Below are 2,489 nucleotides of genomic sequence, written 5' to 3' on the forward strand. Positions count from 1 at the left end.
CACCTTCGCTTTAAATTCGGGTGAGTGGTTTCTACGTTTTCTTGTCATCATCTGCTCCAGTCTTTCTGGGGACTATCAAAACAGATCAATCACTTAAAGTCATGTCCGAAAATTGGGGGCCACTTCTATATATGGCGCGTAAGCATCAGTGGTTTGATACAAAATCCAGCCGTAGACCAGGGTGGCTAAAGCAGCTGCAGCGATGAAAAAAGCGAAATTTGTCGTTTTTGTCCAGGCTATTGCATGTGATTGTTCCTTTGTTCCCCAGTATTTCCAGCCATAAACACTTGTGAGTATGAAGAAAAACATAAGGGTCACGTCGGCATAAAGATTAAACTTGTAAAAGAGCACCGCAAATAACCCACATCCAATGATGCCTGTCCACCACGTATTAATATTGTTTCTTGCTGCTAATATCACACTGATCACAAATACTGCGTTCGCAGACAATTCCAAATAACTAATCAAAATGTGTTCCTTAAATCACTTGTATACTGGATAACTTTTTTATCACTGCTCACTTTTTCAAGCACCTTCACTTCAACCTTCTGCCCAAATTTCACTTCTAACAATTCTTTGATGTGTTGCGAAAACGTGGCGCTTGGTAGCGTGATGATCATTTTCTCTTGTTTATCTTGATGTAAAGAAAACTGCGATAGTGGGTACCTTTGAAGCATATGGGTAACATCGACATTGTTAAGCCATACGCCACTGCACGTTTTAAATTGAACGGGAGGTCTACCTTCAAGATCTTTGATGAACCAATGTCCATCTTCTAATATGAGCCTTCCATAGTCCCCCGTCCGATAACGGAGCAAAGGGAGGTAATCATTGAACCCTCCTGTGAGCGCAATCTCGCCACGTTCTCCAGTCGCCACCGGTTTACCTGTAACATCGAGGATCTCGACGTACAGTCTGGATTGCAGGAGACGAAAGCCTGTTTTACCCGGGATGCTGCAACCTATGGGGCCTGCTTCATTCAAAGAATAGATATCTAAAACGGGGCACTGATATCGGGTTTCAAAGTGCCTACGTGTCGCATTAAGCAGCGTCATTGACGTGCTCAATATCGCTTTCGGTTGGTGATTAAACGGTATTTTTGACAGTTCGGATAGAGAGATTGGATCGCCAGAAATGAGGTCTGGCTTATTTATGTCAAGGTACTGCTCTCTGTCGTTAGGGCTAAACCAATCGTCGGGATGAAAATTTAACTTCAGTAATCCTTTGTTATTGAGATAGGGGGACACGGATGCATAGGTGAAGCATTTTTCTTGGTATCCCGCGAGGACTATTGCGACTTCACTCTCGAACTCCCGTGTATCTACATGGTTCCAGAGTAGAGATTTTTTGTGGTAAGCACTGTATCGTGCGGCGACGATGGGATGAGATGGAATGGTTAGCGAATGCCCCGTCGTGCCAGACGTCTCGTATGCGATGATGCGATCCAGTGGCAAATCATCAGGAACAAAGTCAGTTATGCGTGTGCTGAGATCTGAGCGGTCAATCGTCGGATAGTCTTCGAATCTCTGAACGCTTTTGTCGTAGTGCTTGTAAAAGGGAACGTTGTTAAAACAATTTCGAAGAAACAGCGCTATCCATGTATTTTCATCGAATGCTGCGGAAGCCTCTCGCGTTGCTTCATCAATGGTAAAGCGACTCAGTTCTTCTAGCTCCTCATGCTGAAGATGATGACCAGATTGATTCTTGAAAATAGGGGCATGAGGTTGATCTATGATGTGTTTAAGGCGAGCGCTGCTTGAATCGTCTAGCGTTGGCATGCACTTATAATCATTCCAAGGTACTGTATGCATGATTATTCCCGCATCATTTTGTCAGCAGCTTCTTTCGCTTTTTGCTTTGCTAAAGCAACCCGTAAATCTTGAGCCCTTTGCTCTGCAAGCTTCGCAGCTGCTAGCACTTTTCGTCGCTCCAGAGAGCTAACCGCTTGTAGTCGATCTTCCGCTTGGTTTTTAGTCTCTCCCAATGGACGTAAATTTAAGGCTGAAAGTACGACGCGAATAAACTCTTCTCGCCTGTCAATGTCATTGGTATAAGTGAGATTGGCTCCTGCCTCAAATAGCTCCTTAGCGGTATTCTCGAAAACATCCAATAAAAGCGGTAACTCAAACCTAAATAACTGATCCGAATAGTGCTACATTTTCGCCGTGCCGTGGCAACCTCCCGGGTAAGGCGATACGTTATCCATAAAGTGCTTCACCTTCCTGAGCAATTGCCACATATGTTTACACCTGTGATTCCGAGTAATTGTCTCATGGAGAGCATTCCACAATCGTTCTATGACGTTGACCCAAGGGCAATAAACGGGCTGGAACAGCAGCCTGAACTTTGGGTTCTTCTTGAGCCAAGCCTTCGTTTTTTTACTTTTGTGGATGATGTAGTTATCCAGTATCAAGGTGACACTTTTGGCTCGGCGGTAGTGCCACTTTAGCTTCTCCAGCATGGCAATGAATAGGTCTGAGTCTTTCTTT

4 protein-coding genes are annotated in these 2,489 nt (G+C 44.4%); all 4 read right to left on the bottom strand.

The window, feature by feature from the left end; translation table 11 throughout:
• Positions 1-99: 99 nt before the first annotated feature.
• Positions 100-468 carry a nicotinamide mononucleotide transporter family protein gene (locus GMA8713_RS25365; protein WP_062715422.1) on the bottom strand — a complete coding sequence of 123 codons (369 nt, stop codon included), beginning with the start codon at positions 466-468 and terminating at the stop codon, positions 100-102.
• Complete coding sequence (locus GMA8713_RS25370) at positions 465-1,811, bottom strand: phenylacetate--CoA ligase family protein (protein ID WP_062715424.1); 1,347 nt, start codon at positions 1,809-1,811, stop codon at positions 465-467. Before GMA8713_RS25370 ends, GMA8713_RS25365 begins: the two co-directional genes overlap by 4 nt.
• Positions 1,812-1,813: 2 nt before the next feature.
• Positions 1,814-2,110, bottom strand: coding sequence for a hypothetical protein (locus tag GMA8713_RS25375; RefSeq protein WP_062715427.1), 297 nt, complete (start codon positions 2,108-2,110; stop codon positions 1,814-1,816).
• 42 nt (positions 2,111-2,152) lie between these two features.
• Positions 2,153-2,489: IS630 family transposase (locus GMA8713_RS25380; RefSeq protein ID WP_157515497.1), on the bottom strand; the 337-nt coding region annotated here is incomplete at its 5' end.

Origin of the sequence: Grimontia marina (assembly GCF_900060185.1) — a bacterium.
Lineage (GTDB): Bacteria > Pseudomonadota > Gammaproteobacteria > Enterobacterales > Vibrionaceae > Enterovibrio > Enterovibrio marinus.

Excerpts from the sequence above, each read along its gene's own strand:
- GMA8713_RS25370 (WP_062715424.1), bottom strand. The coding sequence starts at position 1,811 with ATGCATACAGTACCTTGGAATGATTATAAGTGCATGCCAACGCTAGAC.